Origin of the sequence: Bordetella sputigena (assembly GCF_965137885.1) — a bacterium.
GTDB lineage: Bacteria > Pseudomonadota > Gammaproteobacteria > Burkholderiales > Burkholderiaceae_B > Bordetella_C > Bordetella_C sputigena.
In genome coordinates, this window is sequence record NZ_CBCSCA010000005.1 from 215,953 (window position 1) to 241,689 (window position 25,737).

At 67.3% G+C, this 25,737-nt stretch carries 19 protein-coding genes; 12 read left to right on the top strand and 7 right to left on the bottom strand.

Annotation, left to right across the window (positions count from 1 at the left end):
- Positions 1–15: 15 nt before the first annotated feature.
- Positions 16–990, bottom strand: coding sequence for a Bug family tripartite tricarboxylate transporter substrate binding protein (locus ACNA0R_RS11985; protein WP_415826230.1), 975 nt, complete (start codon positions 988–990; stop codon positions 16–18).
- Positions 991–1,417: 427 nt separating this feature from the next.
- On the opposite strand from ACNA0R_RS11985, the gene ACNA0R_RS11990 reads away from it, so the two are divergent.
- Positions 1,418–2,221: an IclR family transcriptional regulator gene (locus ACNA0R_RS11990; protein ID WP_415826231.1), complete on the top strand. Its 804-nt coding sequence runs from the start codon at positions 1,418–1,420 to the stop codon at positions 2,219–2,221.
- Here the strand turns inward: ACNA0R_RS11990 and ppc are convergent.
- The 5 genes from ppc to ACNA0R_RS12015 form a co-directional block, all read right to left on the bottom strand.
- Positions 2,184–5,129: a phosphoenolpyruvate carboxylase gene (gene ppc, locus ACNA0R_RS11995; protein WP_415826232.1), complete on the bottom strand. Its 2,946-nt coding sequence runs from the start codon at positions 5,127–5,129 to the stop codon at positions 2,184–2,186. The genes ACNA0R_RS11990 and ppc overlap by 38 nt on opposite strands.
- On the bottom strand, positions 5,126–5,506 hold the full coding sequence (locus ACNA0R_RS12000) for a VOC family protein (RefSeq protein WP_415826233.1): 381 nt from the start codon (positions 5,504–5,506) through the stop codon (positions 5,126–5,128). The genes ppc and ACNA0R_RS12000 overlap by 4 nt, the downstream gene beginning before the upstream one ends.
- 201 nt (positions 5,507–5,707) lie before the next feature.
- Positions 5,708–6,673: a Bug family tripartite tricarboxylate transporter substrate binding protein gene (locus ACNA0R_RS12005; protein WP_415826234.1), complete on the bottom strand. Its 966-nt coding sequence runs from the start codon at positions 6,671–6,673 to the stop codon at positions 5,708–5,710.
- A 163-nt stretch (positions 6,674–6,836) separates the two neighbouring features.
- Positions 6,837–8,735 carry a PhoX family protein gene (locus ACNA0R_RS12010; RefSeq protein WP_415826235.1) on the bottom strand — a complete coding sequence of 633 codons (1,899 nt, stop codon included), beginning with the start codon at positions 8,733–8,735 and terminating at the stop codon, positions 6,837–6,839.
- Positions 8,736–8,826: 91 nt separating this feature from the next.
- On the bottom strand, positions 8,827–9,738 hold the full coding sequence (locus ACNA0R_RS12015) for a LysR family transcriptional regulator (protein ID WP_415826236.1): 912 nt from the start codon (positions 9,736–9,738) through the stop codon (positions 8,827–8,829).
- Between the two features lie 194 nt (positions 9,739–9,932).
- On the opposite strand from ACNA0R_RS12015, the gene ACNA0R_RS12020 reads away from it, so the two are divergent.
- The 5 genes from ACNA0R_RS12020 to ACNA0R_RS12040 all read left to right on the top strand — a co-directional run bounded on the left by ACNA0R_RS12020 (position 9,933) and on the right by ACNA0R_RS12040 (position 15,893).
- Complete coding sequence (locus ACNA0R_RS12020) at positions 9,933–10,919, top strand: Bug family tripartite tricarboxylate transporter substrate binding protein (RefSeq protein ID WP_415826237.1); 987 nt, start codon at positions 9,933–9,935, stop codon at positions 10,917–10,919.
- Positions 10,920–10,925: 6 nt separating this feature from the next.
- Positions 10,926–12,473, top strand: a complete 1,548-nt coding sequence (locus tag ACNA0R_RS12025) for a M81 family metallopeptidase (RefSeq protein ID WP_415826238.1) — start codon at positions 10,926–10,928, stop codon at positions 12,471–12,473.
- Positions 12,473–13,642, top strand: a complete 1,170-nt coding sequence (locus ACNA0R_RS12030; protein ID WP_415826402.1) for a DSD1 family PLP-dependent enzyme — start codon at positions 12,473–12,475, stop codon at positions 13,640–13,642. The genes ACNA0R_RS12025 and ACNA0R_RS12030 overlap by 1 nt, the downstream gene beginning before the upstream one ends.
- 166 nt (positions 13,643–13,808) lie before the next feature.
- A complete protein-coding gene (gene oxlT, locus ACNA0R_RS12035; RefSeq protein WP_415826239.1) occupies positions 13,809–15,080 on the top strand; it encodes an oxalate/formate MFS antiporter in 1,272 nt (423 codons plus the stop codon).
- 12 nt (positions 15,081–15,092) lie between these two features.
- Positions 15,093–15,893, top strand: coding sequence for a 4'-phosphopantetheinyl transferase family protein (locus ACNA0R_RS12040; protein WP_415826240.1), 801 nt, complete (start codon positions 15,093–15,095; stop codon positions 15,891–15,893).
- Here ACNA0R_RS12040 and ACNA0R_RS12045 read toward each other — a convergent pair.
- Positions 15,839–17,500 (bottom strand): cyclic peptide export ABC transporter, encoded by a 1,662-nt coding sequence (locus ACNA0R_RS12045; RefSeq protein ID WP_415826241.1) that lies wholly within the window; start codon positions 17,498–17,500, stop codon positions 15,839–15,841. The two genes, ACNA0R_RS12040 and ACNA0R_RS12045, sit on opposite strands and share 55 nt — an antisense overlap.
- A 177-nt stretch (positions 17,501–17,677) precedes the next feature.
- On the opposite strand from ACNA0R_RS12045, the gene fhuF reads away from it, so the two are divergent.
- From fhuF to ACNA0R_RS12075, 6 genes are all read left to right on the top strand, one after another.
- The gene (fhuF, locus tag ACNA0R_RS12050) at positions 17,678–18,454 is read left to right on the top strand and encodes a siderophore-iron reductase FhuF (RefSeq protein ID WP_415826242.1); all 777 of its coding nucleotides are present in this window, start codon (positions 17,678–17,680) and stop codon (positions 18,452–18,454) included.
- Positions 18,455–18,534: 80 nt separating this feature from the next.
- Positions 18,535–19,515 (top strand): GNAT family N-acetyltransferase, encoded by a 981-nt coding sequence (locus tag ACNA0R_RS12055; protein WP_415826243.1) that lies wholly within the window; start codon positions 18,535–18,537, stop codon positions 19,513–19,515.
- Positions 19,516–19,525: 10 nt separating this feature from the next.
- Positions 19,526–20,854 (top strand): SidA/IucD/PvdA family monooxygenase, encoded by a 1,329-nt coding sequence (locus ACNA0R_RS12060; protein WP_415826244.1) that lies wholly within the window; start codon positions 19,526–19,528, stop codon positions 20,852–20,854.
- 22 nt (positions 20,855–20,876) lie between these two features.
- Positions 20,877–22,406: a diaminobutyrate--2-oxoglutarate transaminase gene (locus ACNA0R_RS12065; protein WP_415826245.1), complete on the top strand. Its 1,530-nt coding sequence runs from the start codon at positions 20,877–20,879 to the stop codon at positions 22,404–22,406.
- Between the two features lie 45 nt (positions 22,407–22,451).
- Entirely contained in the window at positions 22,452–24,683 is a 2,232-nt protein-coding gene (locus ACNA0R_RS12070; RefSeq protein WP_415826246.1) for a TonB-dependent siderophore receptor, read from the top strand.
- A gap of 8 nt (positions 24,684–24,691) precedes the next feature.
- Positions 24,692–25,735 carry an alpha/beta hydrolase gene (locus ACNA0R_RS12075; protein WP_415826247.1) on the top strand — a complete coding sequence of 348 codons (1,044 nt, stop codon included), beginning with the start codon at positions 24,692–24,694 and terminating at the stop codon, positions 25,733–25,735.
- The last annotated feature ends 2 nt before the right edge of the window (positions 25,736–25,737 follow it).

Below are 25,737 nucleotides of genomic sequence, written 5' to 3' on the forward strand. Positions count from 1 at the left end.
GGCTGCCACGATGGTTCACTTCTTCTTGTCCAGGCCCAGATGGCTGATGGTGCCACCCCACTTGGCGTAATCGTCCTGCCAGATCCTGGCGAACTGTGCGGGCGTACCCGTGGCGGGATCCAGTCCAAGACGCTGCGCCTGGACCTGTACCTGCGGGTCGCTGACGGCCTTGTTCAAGGCCTTGTTGATCCTGCCCACGACGTCCGCCGGCGTGCCCGCGGGCGCGAACAGGCCGAACCAGCCCAGCGCTTCATAGCCGGGGACACTTTCGCCAAAGGTGGGAATGTTGGGCGCGTTGGGCGCCCGATCGCGGCCGGTGACGCCCAGCGCGATCAGGCGTCCGTCCTGGACGTAGGGATACAGGCCCGAATAGCCGAAGACGGTCAGCTCGACGCGCCCGGACATCAGGTCGGACATGATCTGCGTGCTGCCCTTGTACGGGATATTCGTGAAGTCGAAGCCGGTTTTTTCCTTCAGCAGCTCCATCGAAAGATGGGGAAAGCCGCCTTCGCCATTGGTGCCGACGCGGACGCGGCCGGGATGTTCCTTCGAGTAGGCGATCAGCTCCGGCAATGTCCTGGCCGGAAAATCGGGCTTGGCCACCAGCATCATGTAGTTGGTGTAGGCCAGCGCCACCGGCGTCAGGCTCTTGCGTACGTCGATGGGCCAATCGTTCGTGAGCGGCGCCACGACGACGGCGCCCATCTGTCCCATGACCAGCGTGTAGCCGTCGGGCTCGGCGCGCGAGGCGGCCTGCAGGCCGATCAGGCCGGATGCGCCGGGATGGTTCTCCACCACGATGGACTGGCCCAGCTCCTGCGCCATCCCGTTGCCGAGCAGGCGGGTGATGACGTCGGCGAGATCGCCGGGCGGATAGGGCACGATGATGCGTATCGGATGATCCGGATATCCGGCGGCGTGGGATGCGGGTGCAACGATGGCGAGCGTCAGGGACACGAGGGTCCCGGCCCAGGCGAAGAGCTTGTTCATGCGACGACCCCCTACGGAACACGCCGCGCCGGCGCTTGTATGAACCGTGCGCGTTGTCCCGGCGATATTGGAACCGGCCAATGAGCCCGTCAACGTTTTGCGCGGTTTTTCCCATTTAGTAAAACCGCGCGCGGCCGAGGCGCCGCGACGCGATGGCAAGCGGGGCGACCTCACTGATTTGGTGCGTGGCGTCGCACCAAAAACGCACCGCGACGCCCTGCACGCACCGCTAACGCGCGTGCCGTCTTTCCGTGCCGCGGCGCGCCAGGCATTGCGTCAAAAAAACTGTTTGTGCCGCGCATGCCGCGTGATACTTTGAAAAAAGGCGATCGCCCAAAACGTCGCGGACAGCGCGGCGCGCGGCCTTCCCAGTATCTGGAATTTGTATGACGTCTTGAATGAGCGCCACCGGCGATTTATACGAGCCATGCAGAACCGAGCTACGCCAGCGAGCACCGTGGGCCGTGCCGTCGATCTGCTGCGACTGATAGCCAGCAGCCCGTCGCAGCACCTGCGCCTGATCGACCTCGCGCAACGTGCCGACATGGAAAAATCCACCGCGCATCGCCTGCTGCAAAGGCTGGTCAGCGAACGCATGCTGGTGCGCGTGCCGGGCCAGCGCGGCTACCGGCTGTGGCCGCTGATCTACGAATTGGGACTGTGCGCCCTGCCGGAAAACAATCTGCGCGAGACCAGCCACCCGCATCTGCGGCGCCTGGCCGAGCAGACGGGCGACATGGCTTTCCTGGTGGTGCGCAGCGGTTTCGAAACCGTATGCCTGGACCGCATCGCAGGCAACTTTCCGATCCAGACGCTGACTTCCGGCGTGGGCGACCGCCATCCATTGGGCATAGGCGTAGGCGGGCTCGCCATTCTCTCAGCCATGAGCGACGCGGAAGTCGATATCGCCCTGGACGCCATCCAGGACAAGCTCACGCGCTATCCGAATTTCAGCGCGGCGTCGCTGCGCGCATCGATCCACCGCACCCGCGAAGCCGGCTACGCGCTGGACGATGGCGTGGCGGCGGCCGGCGTCAGCGCCATCGGCATGGACATCAAGCAGCCTGGCGGCATGCCGGCCGCGGCGGTGTTCATTACAACGATTTCGCAACGCATGGATCCGGCGCGCCGCGCAGTGCTGGGCAAGTATCTATCGGCCTGCATCCACGGCGTGCAGGCCGATATGGCGCGCCTCAACCGCTATTGCGCAGACCCGCCGCGATCCCGTTGATGGAGATATGGATGCCGGTCTTGACGACGGCGTCGCCGCGGCCCTCGCGATAACGCTGCATCAGCTCCACCTGTACGTGATGCAGCGGATCCAGGTAGGGAAAGCGGTGGCTGATGGAACGCGCGAGTACCGGATTGCTCGCCAGCCGGCCGCCCTCGCCCGTGATGCGCGACAGCGCCTGCGCGGTACGCTGCCACTCGCTTTCGATCGCCGGAAAAATGCGGTCGCGCAGCGCGGTATCGTCCACCAGTTCGGCATAGCGCGCGGCCAGCGCCAGATCCGATTTGGCCAGCACCATGTCCAGGTTGGACAGCAGCGTGCGGAAAAACGGCCAGCCGCGATACATGCCGCGTAGCAGGGACCAGGCGTCCTCGCCCCCGGCGCCGGCTTGCTCCACGAAGTCCCGTACCGCCGAGCCGAAGCCGTACCAGCCCGGCAGGGTCAGCCGGCATTGGCCCCAGCTGAAGCCCCAGGGTATGGCCCGCAGGTCCTCGATGCGCTGGCCGCCGCTGCGTGATGCCGGACGCGACCCGATGTTCAGCTCGGCGATTTCGCGGATGGGCGTGGAGCCGAAGAAATATTCTCGGAAGCCTGGCGTGTCGTAGACCAGCGCCCGGTACGCCCGCATGCTGGCGGACGACAGCGCGGCCGCCGCGGCCAGGAAGGCCTCCGGCGCCTGTTGCTGCGTCTGCAATAGCGTGGATTCCAGCGTGGCGGCGACCAGGGTTTCCAGATTGCGCCGGCCAATGTCCGGATTGGTGTACTTGGAGGCGATGACTTCGCCCTGTTCGGTCAGGCGCAACTGTCCCCGCACGGTGCCGGGCGGCTGCGCCAGGATGGCCTGATAGCTGGGACCGCCGCCCCGCCCCACGGTACCGCCGCGGCCATGGAACATGCGCAGCTTGATCGGTGCGCGCGCGGCGAACTCGTCGAACAGCGCGGCCAGCGCGATCTCGGCGCGATACAGCTCCCAATTGCTGGTGAAGATCCCGCCGTCCTTGTTGCTGTCGGAATAGCCCAGCATGATGTCCTGCTCGGCGCCGCTGCGGCGCACCAGCTCGAACACCCCCGGCAGCGCATAGAAGCCGCGCATGATGGCGGTGGCGTTGCGCAGGTCTTCGATGGTTTCGAACAGCGGCACGACGATCAGCTCGGCGCGCGCGTCCTCGCTCAGCAGCCCCCGCAGCAGCCCGGACTCCTTCTGCAGCAGCAGCACTTCCAGCAGGTCGCTGACGGTTTCGGTATGGCTGATGATGTAGTGGCGGATCGCGTGGCGGCCATAACGTTCGCGCATGAGCCGCGCGGTTTCGAAGATGGCCAGTTCGCCGCGGGCCAGCTCGGAGTATTCGGCGCCCGGTACGCGCAGCGGACGAGGATCGTCCAACTGCCGCAGCAGCAGTTCCACCCTGTCCTGCTCGTTCAATCCGGCGTAATCCGCATGCGCGCGCGCGGTCGACAGCAACTCGGCGACGACGGCCTCGTGCTTGTCGGAACTCTGGCGCAGGTCGACGGTGGCGAGATGAAAGCCGAACACGCTCGCCGCCCGCATCAGCGGGCGCAGCCGCTGCTCTCCCAGAACAGCGGCGTGGTGGCTGTGCAGGGAGCGTTCGATGATCGCCAGGTCATCCAGGAAATCCTCGGCACGCGCATAAGGCGGCTGCGGCGCCACCGGATGCGGCGCGGCTTCCGCGCCGGTCAGGCTCCGCAGTGTCGCGGCCAGCCGGGCATAAACGCCGGACAGCGCCTTGCGATAGGGTTCGTCGCGGCGATGCGCGCTCTGGTCGGGCGAGCGCTCCGCCAGGGCCAGCAGTTCCGGCGCCACGTCGACCAGATAGCTGGACATGGATAATTCACCGCCCAGCTGATGCGTCTCGGCCAGGTAGTGGCGCAGGGCGATTTCCGCCTGGCGCTTCAGCGCGTAGGCCAGCGTGTCGGCCGATACGTTGGGATTGCCGTCACGGTCACCGCCTATCCACTGGCCCATGCGCAGGAAACTGGCCACGCGCTGCCCCGGCATCTCGCGTTCCAGGCTGGCGTACAGGCGCGGGATTTCCCGCAGGAAAGTGGACTGGTAGTAACTGAGCGCGTTTTCGATTTCGTCGGCGACGGTCAGGCGCGACATGCGCAACAGGCGCGTGCTCCATAGCTGCACGATGCGGCCGCGCAATTGCGCGGCGTTGATGTCGAGCTCGCGCGCGAGCATCGCATCGCCGGGGCGTGGCGCTTGCGCTGCCCGGTCCTGCCCGTCCGCGCCACGACCGCGGGGGCCCGGTGCCCGCGCGCGGATGTCATCGCGTTCAGCCAGCAGCTGCGCGATCGCGCGCTGCGCGTCCAGGATGCTCTTGCGCTGCACTTCGGTGGGATGCGCGGTCAGCACGGGCGATACATGGCTTTCCCGCAGGGTCTGTGCGATGCGGTCGGCGCCGACGCCGGCGGCGCGCAGCCGCGCCATCATGGCCTCCACGCTGCCTTCCTGCACGTCGCCCAGGCGTTCGCGGGCCAGGCGGCGGCGGATGTAGTGGCGGTCCTCCGCCAGGTTGGCCAACAGGCTGAAGTACGTGAAGGCGCGGACCACGCAGACCAGCATGATGCCGGGCTGGGATTGCAGCAAGTGCTTCAGGGTCTGGTCGGCCTGCTCGTCGTCGTCGCGGCGGTAGGCGACGGCCAGCTGGCGGACCTGCTCCACCAGCTCGTAGGCTTCATCGCCTTCCTGTTCGCGGATGACCTCGCCCAGAAGGCGGCCCAGAAGGCGGATGTCTTCGGTCAGCGGCTGGTCGGCGGGGGCGCCGGCCGCTGTCTCGTCCTGCCCGGCGCCGGCCGGGACGAAGTCGTTACCAGGCGGCGTGGGCCCCGCATGCTCGCCCGCCGGGTGGGCGCCTGCCTTGCTATCGATGTTGGCCGCGCTCATGCCGCCAGCTCCGAGATTTCGATCAGATTCAGATCCGGATCGCGCACGTAGACGGAGCGGATACGCGATACCGCGCCGGTGCGCATGACCGGCCCTTCTTCGATTTGTATCTGGTGATCACGCAGCCGGACGATGACCTCATCCAGCGGCACGCGGGCGATGAAGCACAGGTCCAGGGCGCCCGGCACCGGCAGATGGGCCTTGGGCTCGTATTCCCGGCCCTTGACGTGCAGATTGATTTTCTGGCTGCCGAAGACGAAGGCCTTGCGGCCTTCGCCAAAGGTTTCCAGGCGCATGCCCAGGACATCGACATAGAACCGCACGCAGGCGGCCTCGTCGGTGGTCGTCAGGACCAGGTGATCCAGGTGGTCGATCAATTGCGGGCCTCCTCTCGTTCTGATTCCACGAATGTAGGAGATTCCGCCCGGCTTGGGAATTCACGTTGCGGCAGGCCGCCTTCGCCAACGGTGATGGCGATAAACGCGCCCGGATGAAGGGCCGCCGGACGTGCCGGCGGCCATGATGCATGCCAGGGGGTACGGGGCGGTGTCCCCGTACCGTGGCGGCAAGACGGCGCTTTACTTGCCGCCCTTCAGGATGTCATGCCACTTGCTGGTCTGGTCGGCGATGAATTTGCCGAATTCTTCCGGCTTCTGGCCGCCAGGCTCCGCGCCTATGGTTTCCAGCGCCTTGGCCATCTGCGGGTCCTTGAAGGCATCCAGGACGGCCGCGTACAGCTTGGCCTGTATGTCCTTGGGCACCTTGGCCGGCACCACCAGGCCATACCAGGTCGAGAAGGTGTAGCCCGGCAGGCCGGCCTCGTCGATGGCCGGGATGCCCGGGAAGTAGGCGCTGGGCTTTTCGCTGCTCACGCCCAGGGCGCGCACCGTGCCGGCGCGGATCTGCGAGATCGCCGAGCCGCTGGTTTCGATGGCCATCTGGATCTGGCCGGAAATCAGGTCGGCCATCATGGGCGCGCCGCCCTTGTACGGAACGTGCGCGATATCGATGCCGGCCATCTTCTTGAACAGTTCGCCGGCCAGGTGCTCCGTGCTGCCGATGCCGGCCGAACCGAAGTTCAGCTTGCCGGGATTCTTCTTGGCGTAGTCGATCAGTTCGGGGACCGTCTTGACGGGCAGCTTGTTGTTGACGATGAGCAGGTTGGGCGACGATGCCACGATGGTGATCGGCGCGAAATCCTTTTCGAAGTCGTAGGTCAGCTTGTCGTAGGTCGAGGGCGCGATGGTGTGGGCGATGGTCGACAGGAAGATGGTGTAGCCGTCCGGCGCCGAACGGGCCACGTAGGCCGCGCCTATGGTGCCGCCCGCGCCCGCGCGGTTATCGACGATGACGGGCTTGCCCAGCTTCTTGGCAATAGCTTCGGCCAGCGGACGGCCGACCATATCGGTGGTGCCGCCCGGCGGGAAGGGAATCACCAGGGTAATGGGTCTTTCGGGCCAGCCGGCGGCGTGGGCCGCCAGGGTGCTCGCGCAAAAAAAAGCGCCCGCCAGCAATTTCCCGATCAGGGATTTGCCGAATCTCATGTTGCTCTCCTGAATTGCAGCTTTTGGACTGATGGCGGTCCATGGCGGCTTGGGCGCCGCGCTTGTTGGGGACCGCGGTGTCCCGCGAGCACGAGGCAGGATTGTATACCCGCGTGTACACAACCATGCCGCGGCGTCGCCCCGCTGCTCTTGCGGAAAGAAGCTATGCGCCCACGGGAGCGCCGTCCGTGCGCCGTATCACCAGCGTCGACGAACGCGGCGTGCGGCCGGCTTCCGGCCAGGCCTGGGTCGGATGCTGGATGTTCACGAAGAACGTAGTCAGATCCGGCGTATAGGCGATGCCGGTAAGCTCGCAGCCCACCGGTCCCACCAGGAACCGCTTCGATTCACCGGTGGCGGGATCGATGCAGTACATGCCGTTGTTGCCGAACACCTGGGGCGTGGCGACCGCGCCCAGATTCATATCGGTCTGTACCCACAGGCGCCCCGCCGCGTCCTGGCGCAGGCCGTCCGGGCTGCTGAAGTCGTCGCCGTTGATGTTGCCCGCGAGATTCGGCTTGCCCTGCGCGGCCGCTTGCTGCGGATCGCCCGCCAGAAGGAAGATATCCCAGGTGAATGTGGTCGCCAGTGGGGAGTCGCCGGTTTCGTTCCAGCGGATGATGTGGCCATGGTGGTTCTCCGCGCGCGGATTGGCGTCGTTCACCGGCGCCTTGCCGCCCCGTCCGGTGTAGTTGGTCAGGGTCACGTAGATGTCCTTGCGCGGCCCGACGGTGATCCATTCCGGCCGGTCCATCACCGTGCCGCCGGCCGACACCGCCGCGCGCTGGCACTCGACCAGCACATCGGCCTGGGAAGCGTAGCCGTCGGCGGCGGTGAGTCCGGCGGCGCCGTGCCGCAGGGGTATCCACTTGCCCTGGCCCGCGGCATTGAACCGCGCGACGTACAGGGTACCTTCGTCCAGCAGCCCCAGGTTGGCGGCACGGTCCATGGCATCGAAGGGACGGTCGGGCACGAACTTGTAGATGCAGCCAGGCGTGCTGTCGTCGCCCATGTAGAAGGCCACGCGCCGGGCGTCGTCGGCCAGCCAGGCGACGTTTTCGTGATTGAAGCGGCCCATGGCCGTGCGCTTCACGCCTTGCCGCAGTATCTTGCCCTGCGGGTCCAGTTCGACGACCCAGCCGTAGCCCTGTCTGGCCTGGCTGGAGTCGAAATAATTGAACGTGACCTCTTCACAGGTCAGGTAGGTGCCCCAGGGCGTCGCGCCGCTGGAGCAGTTGTTCAGGGTGCCGGTGACCGTGGCGCCGACGCGCTCGCGCGCCGGACCGCCGACGGCGTAGGCGCTGTTGCCGGTATAGCGGCGGTTGTAGGGGGAATCGCGCTTGACCCGCCATGCCTTGTCGACCAGCTCGACTTCGATGACGGAGACGCCCACCGCGGACAAGGCGACGCGTTTCTGGTCGGGCGTGGCCTGCTTCTCGTCGAAGGTGGCATTGGCGAAGCTATCCTTCGCGAAGAACACGCGCATGTCGACCTGCTCGTGGTTGATCGCCAACAGGCCGCCCTTGCACGGATCGACGCCGGGCAAGGCGAAGTAATGCATGCCATCGTGGTCGCCGCCGGCGCGCTTGCCCGCCTCCTCCCACGAAGCGAAAACGCCTTCGGTCCAGGACGTGGAGCCCGCTTCCACCGCGTCGCCGGTGGAAAACAGGACCTGGACTTCATAGCCGGGCGGCACGACGACCTGGTCGGCGGTGGAACGCGGCACCGGCTGGAAGCGGATGGCGTAGTCCTTGGCAGGATCCAGGCCGCCGGCCCCGGCCTTGCCGTCGGTGGCCGGCTGGCCGGCAGAGGGCCCTTTGCTGTCGGGATTGCCGTCGGGATTGCCGGCGCCCAGGCCGGCGGCCAGCGCCGGCACGCCGAATACCGAGAGCGCCGCCGCGCCCAGGCCCGTCTTCAGCCAGACACGCCGGGCCGGATTCGAGGCCAGCACCTCGTCCAGCGCCCGGCCCGCGCGGCGCGCGGCGTGCGCGGGCAGACTGGACACCGGATCCGAGGCCAGGGGCAGGCTGCGCGCCTTGGCTGCGTCGGTGGAACGCGACATGTGGGCTTCTCCTTATTTGTCATGAACAGGCGCGGTGATTGCCACACGCACCGATAACCCCATATTGCCCGCCGACTTTGACAGCTTTTTGTCAGCCCGGTTGATTCCACGGGTGCGCCTGCACCTCGGCCCGCAGGCATTCCAGGAAATACGAGGTGCGCGCGGAGCGCGCTTCCCGGGAAGACAGCAACGCAATGACGTCGGCATCCGGGAGGCGCCATTCGGGCAGCAGGGCCACCAGGCGGCCGGCGCGCAGGTCGGCGGCCACATCCCATTCGGAACGGACCATAATGCCCATGCCGGCCACCGCCCAGTCATGCACCACGGCGCCTTCCGTGCTGGCCAGCACCGGATCGACGCGCACGCTGGCCGTTTGCCCGCGCGGTCCGGCGAAACGCCACAGGGTGACGTCCTCGTCGTTCTCCCGCAGGGCGATGCATTCGTGCGTCCGCAGATCCTCGGGACGAGCGGGACCGCCACGGCGCCGCAGGTAGGACGGCGCGGCGCAGAGGATGCGCCGGTTGCAGGCAATGCGCTGCATGACCAGCGTGGAATCGCGCAGTTCGCCGATATGGACCATGACGTCCCAGCTGCCTTCGGCGACGCGGCCGGGTCGATCCGACAGCGTCAGCGTGGCCGTGACTTCAGGATGATCGCGCCGCACCCGCGCGACCGCCGGCGCGACGTAGCGATGGCCGAAGCCCAGCGGCGCCAGCACGCGCAAATGCCCGGCGATGACGCGCCGGCGACTGCCGAGCGCCTCCGTCAGCAGGCCGAGTTCTTCGCAGATGCGGCGGCCGCGCGCCGACAACAGGTCGCCTTCGTCGGTCAGGGCGATCCGGCGTCCCGTCCGTTCGATCAGGCGTATGCCCAGGCGTTTTTCCAGGGCGGCAAGCCGCTGGGTGACGGCGGGCGGCGTCACATTCAGCGTGCGCGCCGCCTCCGCCAGCGAGCGCGCGCCCGCCACCGTCAGGAAGAACCGCAGATCCTCGCTGGAGAGCACCCCTTCCTCCATTAAGTTGCGGCTTAAGGCGGGATTGCGGCGCCGCTTAACCCCAGACTTTAGCCCGCTGGTCATACTCGCGGCACTCGTGCTTTACCTCATTGCCCCAGGCGGCCAGGCGCCGACGGGCGTCGCCAGGCCAGGCGATCGCCGCGGCCACTATCCCTGCCGCCTCTTTCACGACCGGAGGTTGTATGCGACGTACGCTTGCCCATGCCCTGTCCGCGCTGCTCGCCAGCGCCGCGCTGGCCGTCCCGGCCCATGCCGCCGATACCGATTGGCCCAAGCGGCCCGTCACCGTGATCGTCGCGTCGGCGGCCGGCGGCTCGGCCGACGTGCTCAGCCGCATCGTGCTCAAGCACGTGGCCGAGGACATCGGCGCGAACTTCGTGATCGAGAACCGTCCCGGCGCCGCGGGCAATATCGGCATGAGCCAGGTCAAGCGCGCGGCGCCCGATGGCTACACGCTGGGTTACGGCAACATCAATACGCTGGCGGTGAACCCCGCGCTGTTCAACAAGCTGCCCTATGACGCCGCCAGGGACTTCGCGCCGGTAGGACAGATGTTCGCCGTCTACAACCTGCTGGTGGTGCGCGGCGATTCGCCCATACACAGCGTGAACGACCTGATCGCGCAGGCGAAACGCGAACCCGGCAAGCTGTCGTACGGCGCGGCCGGCATCGGCAGCAGCGGCCAGATGGCCGGTGAACTGTTCAAGCAGATGGCGGGCGTGGACGTGATGTTCATCCCTTACAACGGCGACCCGGCATCGCTGTCCGACCTGGCGGGCGGACGCCTGGACTACACTTTCACGAATGCATCGGTGGCCTATCCGCTGGTGAAGAGCGGCAAGCTGCGCGCCCTGGCCATCACAAGCAAGCAGCGCGTGCCCCTGTTTCCGGACATGCCGACGCTGGATGAACTGGGCCTGAAGGGCTACGAAAACGTCTCCTGGGGCGGGTTGGTGTTTCCCGCCGGCACGCCGCAGCCCATCATCGATCGCCTGTCGCAATCGCTGCGCAAGGTACTGGTCAGCGACGCGCTGAAACAGGATCTGGCCAATGCCAGCGCCTCGCCCGGTACGCCCGGCACGCCGACCGACTTCGCGCGCTTCATCGCCGCCGAGCAGCGCAAATGGGGCGAGCTGATCACGGCAGCCCATATCGAAAAACAGGATTGAGCCCCCATGTCGCCACGCATCGCCCTGCTGGGCTTCGCCATCGAATCGAACCGCTACGCGCCGGTGTCCACGCGCGAGGACTTCGTATCGCGGGCCTATCTGGCCGGCGACGAGCTGATACGCGACGCGCGCAGCGCGGCGCCGCGCATGACGCCGGAAATCCCCGCGTTCGTGCGGCGCATGGACGCCGCGGGCGCCTGGACGCCGGTGCCTGTCCTGTTCGCCAACGCCGAATCGGGCGGTCCGGTGGAACACGGCTTTTTCGCCGACACGCTGGCGCAATTCGAAAGCCGCCTGCGCGCCGCGCTGCCACTGGATGGCGTCTATATCTGTGAGCACGGCGCGGCCATCACGACGGAAGAAGACGACCCGGATGGCCTGGTTTTCGCAACCGTCCGGCGTATCGTCGGACCCGGCATTCCCATCGTCGCGACAGTGGACCTGCACGCGAATGTCTCCGACCGCATGGTCGACCAGGTCGACACGCTGATCTCGTATCGCCGCAATCCGCATGTCGATATGGCCGAACGCGGCGCCGACGCCGCCGACGTGCTGCGCCAATTGATGGCCGGCATGCGCGTGGCAGTCGCCCACGTGCGCATGCCCGTCTGTGCGCCGCCCACGCAACTGCTGACGGCGCCGGGCACGGGGCCTTACGCCGATATGATCCAGAAAGCCGAAGCGCTGAACGACGATCGCATCGTCAATATTTCGGCGGTCGGCGGCTTCGCCTATGGCGATACGCCCAAGAACGGCCTGACCGTGCTCGTGACGACGCGCGGCGACGCCGGTCTGGCCCGCCAGATCGCGCTGGACCTGGCGACGCCGGCATGGCGCGATCGCGCCGCCTTCTTTCCGCGGTTGACGTCCCTGGATGACGCGGTCGGGCTGGCCGTGGCCGCAGGCAACGATGCTTCCTTCGCCACGGTGCTGCTGGCCGACGTGGCCGACAACCCGGGCGGCGGCGCGCGCGGCAACACGCCGTACCTGTTGCAGGCCTTGATAAGGGCGGATGCGCGCGGCGTGATTGCCGGCGTCATCACGGACCCCGAGCTGGCCGCCGATGCCCATGCGACGGGCATCGGCAAGCCCCTGCGTGCGCGCTTCAATCGCAGCGAAACCACCCAGTATTCCGATCCCTTCGAGGCGGACGCCACCGTGGTCGCGCTGCATGACGGCAAGGGCGTGGGACGGCGCGGGCAGTTGGCCGGATGCAGCTTCGATCTGGGACCATCGGCGCTCATCGCCGTGGGCGGCATCCAGATCGTCGTCATCACCCACCGCCATCAATGCCACGAGCCCACCTTCTTCGAGATGTTCGGCCTGGACATCGGCGCCGCGCGTACCGTTGTGGTCAAATCGCGCGGGCACTTCCGCGCCGCCTTCGACGAGTTCTTCCCGCCCGAACGGATCTACAGCGTGGACGCGCCCGGACTGACCTCGCCGATACTCTCGCGCTTCGACTTCCGCCGCCTGCCGCGGCCGGTCGTTCCGCTCGACCCTGATACCGAATGGACGCCCGCGGTGCGGATGCGTCCCGCCATGGAGACATGATGACCCTGACGCACACCGACACGGGCGCCGCCGGCCTGCTGCGGGACCAGGAAACCCCCAGCCTGGTGCTGGACGAGCGCCGCATGACGGCCAACATCCGGCGCATGCGCGATCGTGCTCAGGCGTTGGGCGTGCAGTTGCGCCCGCATCTGAAGACGCCCAAATCCATCGATGTCGCGCGCCGCGTCATGGATACGCCGGAAGGTCCGGCCACCGTATCCACGCTGCAGGAAGCGGAACAATTCGCCCAGGCCGGCGTGCGCGACATCCTGTATGCGGTGGGAATCGCGCCCAACAAGCTCGACCGCGTCGTGGCGCTGCGGCGTCAGGGCGTGGACCTGACCATCGTCGTCGACAGCGTCGAAGGCGCACAGGCCGTGGCGCGGAAATCGCGCGACAGCGGCATGCGCATTCCCTGCCTGATCGAACTCGATACCGATGGCCATCGCGCCGGCGTGGCGCCGGACCAGGCCGATCGCCTGCTGGCGATCGGCCGCGCGCTGCACGAACAGGGCGCGGAACTGCGCGGCGTGATGACGCATGCCGGCGAATCCTACAACTGCGCGAGCACGCAGGCCATCGAAGCCATGGCGGAACAGGAGCGCCGTGGCGCCGTGGCATGCGCGCAGGCATTGCGCGAGGCCGGCCTGCCCTGCCCCGTGGTCAGCGTGGGATCCACGCCCACCGCGCTGTTCAGCCGCGACCTGAGCGGCGTGACCGAGCTGCGCGCCGGCGTGTTCGTTTTCTTCGATCTCTTCATGGCGGGGCTGGGTGTGTGCAGCCAGGACGACATCGCCATGAGCGTCCTGACCACCGTGATCGGACACCAGGAAGACAAGGGCTGGATCCTGGTCGACGCGGGCTGGATGGCGATGTCGCGCGACCGCGGTACCGCGAAGCAGAAGGTCGACCAGTATTACGGCGTGGTCTGCGATATCGATGGCAGGCCGTTTCCGGACCTGGTAATGCGCGAGACCAATCAGGAACAAGGCATCCTGGCCTTGCGACCGGGCAGCGGCGCGAGGCTGCCCGATCTGCCGCTGGGGACCATGGTCCGCGTGCTGCCGAACCATGCCTGCGCGACAGGGGCGCAACACGACCTCTATCACGTCATCCGCGATGATTCCGGCCGGGTGGCCGCGCGGTGGCCGCGGTTTCGCGGCTGGTAGGGTGCCATGGCTCGCACCATGCGAGGGCATGACGCACCATTAAGCGTCTTGTCATGCGAGGTGCGATGGCTCGACCGGGCACGGTTCCCCCTGCGGTAAACGCGCCGCGCGGTTGGCACAGGCTTTGCGTGAGATCACCTCCAGACCAACCGGCCTGGAGCCCCTCATGAGCGTATCCGCAGAAGCCGCACTCGATAGTTCCAAAGATATCCTGAGCAACCGCTGGACCCAATTGCTGCTTGGACTGGTCTGCATGATGGCCATTTCCAGTCCGCAATACGTCTGGACCCTGTTCACCAAGCCGCTGTCCGCCAAGCTGGGCGTGCCGCTTTCCGAACTGCAGGTCACGTTCTCGCTGCTGATCGTGCTGCAGACTTTTTTCTCGCCATTCCAGGGTAGCCTGATCGACCGCTTCGGCCCGCGGCGGCTGATCGCGCTGGGCACCCTGATGTCGGGCTGCAGCTGGATCCTGGCCTCGTCCGCGGGCAGTATCGGCATGCTGTACCTGACCTATGGCATTGTCGGCGGCCTGGGCACCGGCATCGTCTATGTCGGCGTGGTGGGACTGATGGTGCGCTGGTTTCCCGACCGCCGCGGCTTCGCCGCCGGCATGGTCGCGGCCGGCTACGGGATGGGCGCTATCCTGACGACCTTTCCGATCGCCGGCTCCCTGGCCGACAGCGGTCTCGAAAACACACTGTGGCGTTTCGGTGCGCTGTTCGCGGTGATCGGCGTGATCGCCGCGCAGGGCCTGCGTTCGCCTGGCGATGCGGCGGTAGCGGCCGTGCAGCCGCGCACGGCCGGCGCGACTGGCACGGCGCGCGATCTGGCGCCGCGCCAGATGCTGAAGCAGCCGCTGTTCTGGCTGATGTTCGCGATGATGACCATGATGTCGACGTCCGGCCTGATGGTGACCTCGCAGATGGCCAGCTTTGCCCGCGATTTCGGCGTGGCCGATCTGATGGTGTTCGGCATGGCCGCCCTGCCGCTGGCGCTGACCGTGGACCGCCTTACCAATGGCCTGACGCGGCCCTTTTTCGGCTGGGTTTCCGATCGCGTGGGACGCGAAAACACCATGTTCGTGGCCTTCGCCCTGGAAGGCATCGCCATGGCGGTGTGGCTGGCGACGCGCGAACACCCGCTGCTTTTCGTGCTGCTGTCCGGCGTGGTGTTCTTCGGCTGGGGCGAGATCTTTTCGCTGTTTCCGTCCACGCTGACGGACACCTTCGGGACGCGCCATGCCACGGCGAACTATGGCTGGCTGTATATCTCGCAGGGCATAGGCTCGATCCTGGGCGGCCCGCTGGCGGCGCTGATGCACGAGAAAACCGCCAGCTGGCATCCGGTTTTCTATTCCGCCATCGCGCTGGACATCATCGCGGCCCTGCTGGCGATCGCGGTGCTCAAGCCCGCGCGCAGGAAGTACCTGGCGGGTTGAGGCGCGATCCATGTGCCGCAATACAATCGCCGCATCGATATCGATGCGGCGAGCGGCATGTCCGGCGACAAACGATCAGCAGGCTGGCGCGGCGACGAGCCGGCTTATCTCACCTCTCTTGCCATCCCCGGGGCGCCGGCGGACGTACGGTTGTGGCGCCTGGAGCTGGCGCTGCGGGCGCCCTTGCCCGCGGACGCGCTCGCGCTGCTGGACGCCGGGGAACTTGCGCGCCTGGACCGCTTTCATCGGCATGAAGACAAGGTTCGTTTCGCGCGGACCCGGGCGGCGCTGAAGCGTCTGCTGGCGGGAAACGACGCATGCGCGTCGATACGCCTGGCCTACACGTCGACGGGACGGCCCGTCTGGCCCGGCGGTTCCATGCAGTTCAACGTAGCGCACTCCGGCGCGCTCGCGCTGATCGTCATCTCGGACAGGCGCGCGGTAGGCGTGGACGTGGAATTGCGCGCGGAGGTGGACGTCCATGCCCTGTCGAGCATGGTGCTCACGCCCGATGAGCGCGCGGCCTTGCGGCCGTTCGCCGGGGCGGCGAAGCGTGATGCCTTTTATCGCTATTGGGTCTGCAAGGAAGCCGCATTGAAGGCTACGGGCCAGGGCATCACGCAGGCACTGCAACGCATCGAGGTGCATGCCGGCGGCGCGGATGCCGAAGCGCGGCGCATACGGTGCCGGGGAGCCGGCCAGGAGGACGCACGGTTGCTGGAACGCCTGGAATTGCGGCTGCTGACCCTGCCCGCCGACTACGCCGGCGCCGTGGCCTGGGCATCCGGCGACGGCGACGACGCCACCGGCTGAGCGGGCGCCGGGCCTTCCGACAGCCGGCCGTTCTCCATCTTCAACACGCGGTCGGCCACATCGAAATAGCGGTCGTCGTGCGAGATGACCAGCACCGTCTTGCCGCGCGCCCGCAGTTCGGGCAGCAGCTCCAGATAAAAGACCCGCTTGAACACCGGGTCCTGGTCGGCAGCCCATTCGTCGAACACCAGGAAGGGCCGGTCTTCCAGATAGGCCGCGACCAGCGCCAGCCGCTTGCGCTGCCCTTGCGACAAGGCGCGGGTGTCGAAGGCGCCGTCACGCACCTGTACCTTGTGCTGCAGATGCAGCCGGGCCAGCCAGCCATTGGCGTCGCGGTCCAGCGTGTCGCGAGGCGCTTCCAGCAGGCGGTCGAACAGATGGAAGTCGGAAAAGATCGCGGTGAACGCCTGCCGGTAGCGGTCGCGGCCGGCGTCGTCCACCACCGCGCCGTCGTACAGGATCTGGCCGCCTTCCGGCCGGTACAGGCCGGTCAATAGCTTGGCCAGCGTGGTCTTGCCGCTGCCATTGCCGCCGACCAGGAAAACGATCTCGCCTGGATTCAGCGTCAGGTCGATCGGCCCCAGCGCGAAGAAATAATCGCTTTGTTCATGGTAGTAGCGATGCAGCACGCCGCGCAGTTCCACGCGCGCGGCCATGGGCGCCGGAGCATGCGCCGCGGGCGGCTCGTTGGAGGCCAGATCGCCCGTCAACCCGGCGATGCGCCGCGCGGCCACTTTGGCCAGGTTCGCCCGCGGAATATTCAGCAGCAATGCTTCCAGCGGCGCCACCATATAAAGGAACAGCAGGGCGAAACCCGTCATGACCCGTTGCTGGCCAGGCTCGCCGGCCGCCAGCACGAACAGCACCAGGCCGATGAAGGCATAGATCAGGAAACTGCTCCAACTGGCGGAAATGACGAAGATCGACATGCCGCGCGTGCGTGCCTTGCGAACGGCTTCGATGGCGGCGTTGAGCATGCCGGCAAGAAAGGCCTGGCGTTTACCGGCATTCAGCCGCAGTTCCTTCGCGCCGCCGCTGATCGAACGAAAGTGGCCGAAGAGCGCATCCTGGTGGCGCGCGGCGGCATCCAGGTGACGGATGGCGCGCAGATGGGCCAGGTGGTACCCCAGCGATCCCAGCCCCACCACCAGCAGCGCCGCCAGGAAAACGCGCCACGACAGCATGGCCATGTAGATCAGGCATCCGGCCACGATGACCGTATTGGTCAGGATGGCCGGCAAGCTGACGAAATACTGCGCCACATTCGCGCTGTGCTCGGTAAGCGCGGACTGCAGGCGATCGGCGCCGACCCGCTCCTGCGCGGCATAGTCGGCATGCACGGCGCGCTCGGCGATATGACGGCGCAGGTCCGCGTGCGTACGCTGGCTCAGGCGTTCGAACAGCAAGGCGGCCACCATGCGGAAAACCATCACCAGCACGGCGGTCAAGGCAAAGCGCCATGCCAGTTGCGCGCGGTCGGCGGATGTGGCGGTCAGGGCGATATTGATCTGGGCCACCAGCAGGACGCTGGCGGCACCCGCGCCTATGCTGGCCAGCGTCGCCAGCGTCAACAGGCCACGGGTACGTTTGAGCAGCTGTTTGATCAATCGGGGCACCGGCTGAATGGAGAGTCCATGCCTATGGTGACGATCCAGCGGCCGCGAGATTTAGCTCGCGCCAGATCCGCCGCGCGCGAGTACTAAATTTTTCCCCGCCTCATTCGTCTGCGTGGATATGCAGCTCGCCAGCCCCTACACCGACCGCCTCCGCGCACCGGCGCTACCGTGGCGCAACGCCTGATCCCATCGCTGGCCCCCCTTTACCGCGCAGGCCTGGGGCGGCACGCGCGGCGGGTGGTGCTGGACGTGGACGATGCATCGGGGACGGCGCGCGGGCTCCCTACGCTAGCCGACTTCCTGGCCGATCCGCATGCCCTGCCCCGGTTGCTGGACGCGCAGGCCAGGCATTTCCGCAGCACGGACCGGGTCGCCGTGGCTTCGGTCTGGAACCTGGCGTATGTCGAACGCCTGATCCCGCCGGTAGCCGCGGCGGCCAGCGTGCTGGGGCGGGTATTACCGGTCGGCGCCGAAAAGATATCGCCACGCTGGTCGCGCGATGGCGCGCCCTGGCGCTTCGCGGTGCCGCACGAGGGCACGCCGATGGCGGGCGCGCCGACGCTGCAGCGTTACGCCGCGCTGCTGGACCAGCATCTGCGCCCGCTGGCGGACGCCCTGGCCATCCACGCGCGCATGCCGCGCGGCATCGCCTGGGGCAACGCGGCGCGCCTGCTGGACATGACCTTGTCGCGGCTGGGCCAGGCCATGCCCGGTGTCGCCGTCATCGCCCTGGACCGGCAAGCGCTGCTGGACGCGCCCTGCTTCGAAGACGGCAAGGCCAATCCCCTGTACCGCCCCACGCGCCACGCCAGGCGAGACGACGGCGCAAGCGTCACGCTGCTGCGCCGATGCTGCCTGTATTACCGGTTGCCCGGCCATGGCTATTGCGACCTCTGCCCCTTGGCGCCCTGCAACCGCCGGCGCGCCGGCGCCTCCCGGGACTAAACAGCAACCTTTCTCATTCGTCTCCAGAGAGTACACGCCCGTGCCGACGCGGGCGGCGCCCTTACGCAGGAAACGCATCGATGGAGCAGATACGGGATCAGGCACACGCGCCCCGGCTGGCATGGCCGGGGCCGCGCGCTCCGTCCTTCGAGGAGCTGCTCGCGGCCGCCGCGGCGGCGTTTGCGCGCAATCCGCTGGCCGGTGCGGTAACCCTGGACCTGGGCGGCGGTACGCCGCCCGCGTATCTGGAACGCCTGCGCTTGCAGGGCCTGCTGCAGGTTCCGCCTGTCGCCGGCACGGCCGCGGGCCCGGAGCCCGAACCGCGCCTGGCCGCCGAGGCCTTCTACCAGTACGCCCCGGTATGGCTGGGCGGTCACCGGCCGGAACCGTTCCCGCTGCGCTACACGATGACCCAGGGCTATCGCCATCCGCTGCGCCCGCCCAAGCCATCCGGCGTGGTCTACCGGCGGCATATTTCCTGGCTGGACGCCACCTTGTCCTTGCGCGTCGCCAGCGCCGAGCTGGATGCCGCCCGGCTGAACCGCTGGATGAACGACCCGCACGTGGCAGCCTTCTGGCAGGAAGAAGGCGATCTGGACAAGCATCGCGAATACCTGCTGCGCGGCGCCGCCGACCCGCACACGCTGGCCTTGATCGCCTGCCTGGACAACGTGCCCTTCGGCTACTTCGAAGCGTACTGGGCCAGGGAAGACCGCATCGCGCCCTTTTGCGATGCGCGCGACCATGACCGCGGCTGGCACGTGCTGATCGGAGAGCCGGCGTATCGCGGCGCGCGCTACGTCGCGGCCTGGCTGCCGTCGATTTCCCATTACCTGTTCCTGGACGACGCGCGCACCCAGCGCCTTGTCATTGAACCGCGCATCGACAACGCGCGCATGCTGCGCAACCTGGCGCGCAGCGGCTATGCGTTGGAGAAAGCCTTCGACTTCCCGCACAAGCGCGCGATGCTGGGCACCTTGTCGCGCGAACGGTTCTTCGCGGAACGCTTCTGGATACCTAGAGGGCCGGCCGGCGAATGCATCGCCGCTCCGGCAAGCTGAACGGGACGACATGCACGTACACGATCTGATCGGTATCGGTTTCGGACCTTCCAACATCGCGCTGGCCATCGCGCTGGAAGAACACCACGGCCGCGGCGCGCCGCAGCGGCCGGTGGCGGGGCCGGCGAACGGGCCGTTGTTCATCGAGAAGCAGCCGCGCTTCGCCTGGCATCCGGACATGATGCTGGAAGGAGCGCATATGCAGATCTCTTTCCTGAAGGATCTGGTGACGCTGCGCAACCCCGCCAGCCGCTATTCCTTCCTGAGCTACCTGCACAGCAAGGGCCGGCTGCAGGACTTCATCAACCTGAAGACCTTCTTTCCCAGCCGCCAGGAATTCAACGACTACCTGTCCTGGGCCGCCAGCCACTTCGAGCACTGCTGCGCCTATGGCGAGCAGGTGCTGGACGTACAGCCTGAGCCGGCGCACGGCATCGTCGAGCTGTTGCGCGTGCGGTCCGTGGACGCCGGCGGCCGGACGCGCGAGCGGCTGGCGCGCAACCTGGTAATCAGCGTCGGCGGCCGTGCGCGCATACCCGAGGCCTTTACGGCATCGCTGTCCGACGGCCGCGTGTTCCACACCAGCGGCTATCTTTCGGCGCTGGCCCGCCTGCCGCGGCTGGACCGCGTCGCGGTGGTGGGCGCCGGCCAGAGCGCCGCGGAAATCTTCATGCATCTGCATGAGCACCCGTCGCGGCCGCGTATCGACATGCTGGTACGCGGCCACACCATACGGCCGTCCGACGACAGCCCCTTCGTGAACGAAGTGTTCAACGTCGAGCATACGGACTATCTGTACACGCGGGAGGACGCCGACCGGGCGGCGCTGCTCGCGCAGATCCGGCACACCAACTATTCCGCGCCCGACGTGGAATTGATCGAGCGCATCTACGAGGTGCTCTATCAGCAGAAGGTCCGCCGCGAGGCGCGCCACCGTCTGTTGCGCCGCCGGGAAGTCACGGCCGCGCATGCGGAAGACGCCGGCATCGCCCTGACGATACGCGACCTGGACGACGGCGAGCGCGACACGCTGCACTACGACGCGGTGGTATTGGCGACGGGCTATGAACGCGATCACCACCAGGAACTGCTGGCGCCGCTGGAAGGCTATCTGGACGGTTATGCGCCGGACCGCCATTACCGTCTGCGCGCCGATGCAAGGCTGCGTCCGGCCATCTACGTGCAAGGCGGCAGCGAAGCCACCCATGGCATCAGCGACAGCCTGCTTTCCATCCTGGCGGTCCGCTCCTGGGAAATCGGCGCCGCCCTGCGGCGCGCGACGGATGCCGCGCAGCCCGTCGAACAGCCGCGGGCCGCGCGTGCCGCGTTGACCTCCTGACCGATAGCGCGAGGCACAGACCATGGCTCATTCCCTTTATTCGCATCAGGCGGATGCCACGGAAACCGAATTGGCGCGGCGCCATGATCCGCTGGCGCGGCCGTACCAGCTGGGCGGCAACGCGCTGCTGCGCTATCAGGCCGGCCGCGAATCCAATGCCCGCAGCTACCCGCGCAGACTGCCGCTGGCGCTGCGGCGGGCCAAGGGCATCTATGTGGAAGATGTCGAAGGCCGCGTATTCATCGACTGCCTGGCGGGCGCCGGCGCGCTGGCGCTGGGCCACAACCATCCCGCCGTGGTGGAAGCCATCCAGGCAGCGCTGCACGACGACATGCCCATGCTGACACTGGATCTGACCACGCCGGTGAAAGACCGCTTCATGCGCGATCTGTTCGATACGCTGCCGCCGGCCTTCGCGCGCGATGCGCGGGTACAGTTCTGCGGTCCGGCGGGCACCGATGCGGTGGAAGCGGCCCTGAAGCTGGTAAAGAGCGCCACCGGGCGCGCCGACGTCCTGGCGTTCCAGGGCGCCTATCACGGCATGACGCAGGGCGCCTTGCAGCTGATGGGCAATCTGCAGCCGAAGCGCTCCTTGAATACGCCGCTGGCGGGGGTGCAGTTCCTGCCCTATCCCTACGATTACCGCTGCCCTTTCGCGCTGCGTGGCGACGCGGCGGTGCGGGCCGGCTTGAACTACATCGGCTCGGTGCTGAACGATCCGGAAGGCGGCGTGCCCAAGCCGGCGGGCATGATCCTGGAAGCCGTGCAGGGAGAAGGCGGCGTGATCCCCGCGCCGGCCGCCTGGCTGCAAGGCGTGCGCGCGCTGGCGACGGCGGCCGACGTGCCCTTGATCGCCGATGAGATCCAGAGCGGCTTCGGCCGCACGGGCAGGAACTTCGCCTTCGAACATGCGGACATCGTGCCGGACGTCATCGTGCTGTCCAAGGCGATAGGCGGCGGCTTGCCGCTGGCGGTGGTCGTGTACCGCAAGGAGCTGGATCTGTGGAGCGGCGGCACGCACGCCGGTACCTTCCGCGGCAATCAGCTGGCGATGGCGGCGGGGTCGGCCACCATGCGCGTGCTGCGCGAAGAACCGCTGGCCGAGCACGCCGGCGCCATGGGGCAGCGCCTGCAGGGATTGTTGCGCCAGCTGCAGCGCGACGTGCCGGAGATCGGCGACGTGCGCGGGCGCGGCCTGATGGTGGGCGTGGAGCTGGTGCGAGCCGACGTACCAGGGGGCATGCCCGCGCACGCGACGGCGAGGGGCATCCCGGCGGCGGACCATCCCGTTCATCCGGCCCATCCCGCGCTGGCCGGCGCGGTGCAGGCCGAATGCCTGCGGCGGGGGCTGATCGTCGAGCTGGGCGGCCGGCACGGCAGCGTGGTGCGCTTCCTGCCGCCGCTGATCATTTCCGAAACCCAGATAGACCGGGTGTTCGAAGTCTTTTCCCTATCCGTACGCGCGGCGCTATCGGCGCCGGCGCACGTGATGGACACACCGGTCCCGGCGCATATCGGCGCCGGGCCACCGGCCCTCGCACCCGCGGTCTGACCGGCCTGGCCGGCATGCCCAAGGGGATTCTTTCACACTACTACCATGAAAAAACAAAACAAAACGCTGCTAACCGGGGCTCTTTCATTTCCTTTGCGACGGCCGCTGCTCGGCACATCCCTGATGCTGGGATTGAGCGTGACGGGCGCCGCACAGGCCCAGCAGACGCAACAGGCACAACAAGCACAAGCGGCGCCATCGGCACAGACGACACCGCAAACGCGGCAGGCGCCGGCGGGGACGCCGGCCGCCACCCTGCCCGTGGTGAACGTAACCGGCACGGCGCAGGATCCCGTAACCGGTCCCACCAGCGGCTATGTGGCGACCCAATCGCTGACGGGCACCAAGACGGCCACGCCCCTGAACGAAATCCCGCAGTCCATATCGGTCGTGACACAGCAGGAAATGCGCGACCGCAACGACTTGAGCGTGGCCCAGGCCGTGCAATACGTGCCCGGGGTGCAGGTCAACAACTTCGGCGGCAACGACGTCCGCAACGACTGGATCGTGCTGCGCGGCTTCGACGCCAAGATCAGCGGCGACTATCGCGACGGCCTGAGCCAGATGCCGTATGACCAGATCCGCATGCGCATAGACCCGTACGCGCTGGAGCGCATCGACGTGATCCGCGGCCCGTCATCCGTGCTGTACGGCCAGGTCGCGCCGGGCGGTATCGTCAATCGCGTCACCAAGCGGCCCACCGCCGAACCCTTCGGCGACATCGGCATCCAGTTCGGCAGCTGGGATCGCCAGCAGGCGCAATTCGACCTGGGCGGCCCCATCGACAAGGACGGCAAGTACCTGTATCGCCTGACCGGCATCTGGCGCGACGCGGGGACACAGGACAAATACGGATCCGGCCACCGCTATCCCGACGATCTGGGCTATATCGCGCCGGCCTTCACCTGGCAGCCGGACGCCGATACCTCCTTCACCCTGCTGACAAGCTGGCAGCACGACCGCACCGGCGGCGAATCGCGGCCGGTGTATCCCACGCACACGCTGGTGGGCGACTATGACTTCAACAAATACGATCGCGAACAGTATTCGATCGGCTACCAGCTTTCGCACCGCTTCAATTCGCTGCTGACGGTGCGGCAGAACGCCCGCTACCAGAAGGGCTGGCTGGACCAGCGCGACCTGTACTCGCTGCGCTTGCTGCCCGATGGCCATACGATCAGCCGCTACGCCCTGGCGTCGAAGGAAAGCGCGGACAGCTTCGTGGTGGATAACCAGGCGGAATGGAAGTTCCAGACCGGGCCGGCCGCCCATACGCTGCTGACGGGTTTCGATTACCAGTTCCTGGACGGGCAGCAGCACTATCGCCAGGGTACGGCGCCTCCGCTGGATCTCGACAATCCGCAATATGGGCTGAACATTCCCTATCCGTCCGATGCCGGCAGCATCATCGATCTCAAGCAGGTGAGCCGCCAGTTCGGCTTGTACATGCAGGATCAGGTCAAGATCGACAAGTGGATCCTGACGCTGGGGGGCCGTCAGGACTGGGCGCGCAGCAATAGCCAGGACCGCCTGGCCGGCGACGCGACCCGGCAGAACGACGATGCGTTCACCGGGCGCGCGGGGCTGGGCTATCAGTTCGACACCGGCATCACGCCGTATGTCAGCTACAGCACGTCCTTCCTGCCGCAGGCGGGCGCGACCAAGGACAGCACGCCGTTCCGGCCTACCAAGGGCGAGCAGTACGAAGTTGGCGTGAAGTACCAACCGCCGGGCGGCAACAGCTATGTGGCCGTGGCGGTATACGACCTGACGCAGAAAAATGTACTGACCACCGATCCGACGGACGTCAATTTCAGCGTGCAGACCGGCAAGATCCGTTCGCGCGGCGTGGAGCTGGAAGGCAAGGCCAATCTGACGCGCAACCTGGATCTGCTGGCTTCGTACACCTTCAACGATATACGGGTCAAGAGCAGCAACAACCCGGCCGAGGAAGGGAACATTCCCATCGTCACGCCGGAGCATATGGCGTCGGCGTGGCTGAACTACACCCTGCCGTCGGGCCTGCTGCGCGGACTGGGCATGGGTGCCGGGGTGCGATACATCGGCAAGACCTACGCCGACGTCGCCAACACCATCACCAACGATGACGCCGTACTGTTCGATGCCGGCCTGCACTACGAGATCCGCGGGTGGCGGCTGGGGCTGAACGTGATCAACCTGTTCAACAAGGAGACCATCGTATGCCGCAACAACACGCTGAACTGCCGCTACGGACAGGAGCGTACCTTCGTCGGGACTTTGTCGTACAGCTGGTAGGGTGAGCGATGCTGCAGCCCGATCTGGCGGCGTTCCTGGAAATGGTGGCGGCCGGCCAGGGCCGGCCCATGCACGCGTCCACGCCGGCGCAGGCGCGGGCGGACTATGAGGCCGCCACGCCGATGCTGGATGCGCCGGGCTCGCGGCAGGTGGAGACGCGCTTGCTGGAGATCGCCCGGCGGGATGGCGGGCGTCTGGCGATGCGCTTGTATCTGCCGCTGGGCGCGGCGAAGCAGGCGCCCGGGATGCCGGGCGGTTCCGCGGCCTCCCCGGCGCCGGTCGGTTCCGGCGGTCCGGCATCGACGGCGCCGGCTCGCTCCGGCGCCTTGCCGCTGCTGCTGTTCTTCCACGGCGGCGGCTACTGCATAGGCGGCCTGGAATCGCACGACTCCTTGTGCCGCGATCTGGCGGTGCTGACACCTTGCGCGGTGCTTGCGGTGGATTACCGGCTTGCGCCGGAGCATCGCTTTCCTGCCGCGGTGGAAGACGCCTGGGATGCCTATCGCTGGGCGCTGGACAACGCCGGCGCGCTGGGATGCGACGCGTCCCGCGTGGCCGTATGCGGCGATAGCGCTGGTGCCACGCTGGCCACGGGCCTGGCGATCGCATCGCGCGATGCCGGCCTGCCGCGGCCGGCGGTGCAGGTGCTGCTCTATCCCTGCGCCAGCGCCGACGGGAACTTCGAATCACGCCGCCGTTATGCCACCGGCTATCTGCTGGAGGCCGAGACGCTGCGCTGGATGTATCGGCATTATCTGGGCGAGACCGGCGATCCGCGCGACTGGCGCTTCGCGCCGCTGGAATGCGCGGACCTGGCGCGAGTGTCGCCGGCGCATATTGTCCTGGCCGAATGCGACATGCTGACGGATGAAGGGCTGGCCTACGCGGAGCGCCTGCGCGCCGCCGGCGTACGGGCCGAGTGCGTGGTGTATCCGGGTATGGTGCATGACTTCGCCCGGCTCGGGAATATCGTGCCCGAGGCCATGCAGGTGCGCCGCGATGTCGCGGCGCGGCTGGCCGCCGCTTTCGCGGCGGCCGCGCCTGCGCCATAGGG

What these genes read in the sequence shown, in the direction of transcription:
- ACNA0R_RS12055 (WP_415826243.1), top strand. Translation starts at nt 18,535, where the DNA reads ATGGAGCAGATACGGGATCAGGCACACGCGCCCCGGCTGGCATGGCCG.
- ACNA0R_RS12065 (WP_415826245.1), top strand. Translation starts at nt 20,877, where the DNA reads ATGGCTCATTCCCTTTATTCGCATCAGGCGGATGCCACGGAAACCGAA.
- ACNA0R_RS12025 (WP_415826238.1), top strand. Translation starts at nt 10,926, where the DNA reads ATGTCGCCACGCATCGCCCTGCTGGGCTTCGCCATCGAATCGAACCGC.
- oxlT (WP_415826239.1), top strand. Translation starts at nt 13,809, where the DNA reads ATGAGCGTATCCGCAGAAGCCGCACTCGATAGTTCCAAAGATATCCTG.
- ppc (WP_415826232.1), bottom strand. Translation starts at nt 5,129, where the DNA reads ATGAGCGCGGCCAACATCGATAGCAAGGCAGGCGCCCACCCGGCGGGC.
- ACNA0R_RS11990 (WP_415826231.1), top strand. Translation starts at nt 1,418, where the DNA reads ATGCAGAACCGAGCTACGCCAGCGAGCACCGTGGGCCGTGCCGTCGAT.
- ACNA0R_RS12030 (WP_415826402.1), top strand. Translation starts at nt 12,473, where the DNA reads ATGACCCTGACGCACACCGACACGGGCGCCGCCGGCCTGCTGCGGGAC.
- ACNA0R_RS12070 (WP_415826246.1), top strand. Translation starts at nt 22,452, where the DNA reads ATGAAAAAACAAAACAAAACGCTGCTAACCGGGGCTCTTTCATTTCCT.
- ACNA0R_RS12060 (WP_415826244.1), top strand. Translation starts at nt 19,526, where the DNA reads ATGCACGTACACGATCTGATCGGTATCGGTTTCGGACCTTCCAACATC.
- ACNA0R_RS12075 (WP_415826247.1), top strand. Translation starts at nt 24,692, where the DNA reads ATGCTGCAGCCCGATCTGGCGGCGTTCCTGGAAATGGTGGCGGCCGGC.
- ACNA0R_RS12010 (WP_415826235.1), bottom strand. Translation starts at nt 8,735, where the DNA reads ATGTCGCGTTCCACCGACGCAGCCAAGGCGCGCAGCCTGCCCCTGGCC.
- ACNA0R_RS11985 (WP_415826230.1), bottom strand. Translation starts at nt 990, where the DNA reads ATGAACAAGCTCTTCGCCTGGGCCGGGACCCTCGTGTCCCTGACGCTC.
- ACNA0R_RS12005 (WP_415826234.1), bottom strand. Translation starts at nt 6,673, where the DNA reads ATGAGATTCGGCAAATCCCTGATCGGGAAATTGCTGGCGGGCGCTTTT.
- ACNA0R_RS12020 (WP_415826237.1), top strand. Translation starts at nt 9,933, where the DNA reads ATGCGACGTACGCTTGCCCATGCCCTGTCCGCGCTGCTCGCCAGCGCC.